This is a genomic window from Falsiroseomonas sp. (assembly GCF_030695085.1).
GTDB lineage: Bacteria > Pseudomonadota > Alphaproteobacteria > Acetobacterales > Acetobacteraceae > Falsiroseomonas.
In genome coordinates, this window is sequence record NZ_JAUYTS010000031.1 from 1 (window position 1) to 1,076 (window position 1,076).

The 1,076-nt window shown below is 71.5% G+C and carries 2 protein-coding genes; both read right to left on the reverse strand.

What is annotated here, in order from left to right:
* The coding region (locus tag Q8S40_RS03190) for an ABC transporter ATP-binding protein (protein WP_305669256.1) at positions 1-573 on the reverse strand (573 nt) is incomplete at its 3' end.
* Positions 570-1,076: iron ABC transporter permease (locus tag Q8S40_RS03195; RefSeq protein ID WP_305669257.1), on the reverse strand; the 507-nt coding region annotated here is incomplete at its 5' end. The genes Q8S40_RS03190 and Q8S40_RS03195, both read right to left, overlap by 4 nt.

The window sequence follows — 1,076 nt, forward strand, 5'->3', positions numbered from 1 at the left end:
CACAGCGCGCCCCGAAGCCGCCTCCGCCGCCAGCGTCTCCATCAGGGACAGCTGGTGCGCGATATCGAGCGCCGCACAGGGCTCGTCCAGCAGCAGGCACGGCGCCGGACTCGCCAACAGCCGCGCCAGATGCACCCGCGCCTGCTCCCCGCCGGACAGCGCCTGGAACGCGCGCCCCGCCAGATGCGCCGCGTCAGCTTTCGCCAGCGCGCCGTCCACCGCCGCGCGGCCCTCTGTCCCCAACCGGTCATAGGCCGAAGGCGCCTCTGCAAACCGCCCGAGCGCGACGACATCCTCAACCCGCAGGTTCCACGCCACCGGCCGCGCCTGCGCGAGCCAGGCCACCCGCCGCGCGCGCTCCAGCGCATTCAGCGAAACCGCGGGCGCGCCGCCAATCTCGATCGTCCCGGCCTCCACCGTCGCCACCCCGGCCAGCGCCTTCAGCGCGGTGCTCTTGCCCGCGCCGTTCGGCCCGGTCAGCGCCGTAAACTCGCCCGCGTCCAGCGTGAAGGAGACATCTTCCACGACACGCCGCCCGCCGAGCGATACCGACAGTCCGTTCACGGAGATCATGTCGGTGACCTCCCCATCCGGACTGCAATCCAGATGAACACCGGCCCGCCCACCAGCGCCGCCGCCACGCCGAGCTTCAGCTCCTGCTGGAAGGGCAGCACCCGGATCGCGATATCCGCCACCAGCAGCACGATCCCTGCAAACAGCGCCGAGGGCAGCAGAAGGCGTTGCGGATCATGCCGCACGAAAGGCCGCATCACATGCGGCGCCACGATCCCCACAAAGCCGATGGTTCCCGCCGTCGCCACGCTCGCCCCCGCCAGCAGCGACGTACCGCCGATCACCAGCAGCCGCGTCCGCTTCGGGTCCGCCCCGAGGCTCGCCGCCGTCTCATCGCCCAGGCTCAGCGCGCGCAGCCCCGGCCCAGCGACCAGCACCAGCGCCGCCCCAATCGCCAGCGCCGGCGCGGCGAGCACAATATCCGCCCACGAACGGTTCGCCACCGAACCCATCATCCAGTTCACAAGGTCCGACAGGCTGTACGGGTTCGGCGCCATGTTCAG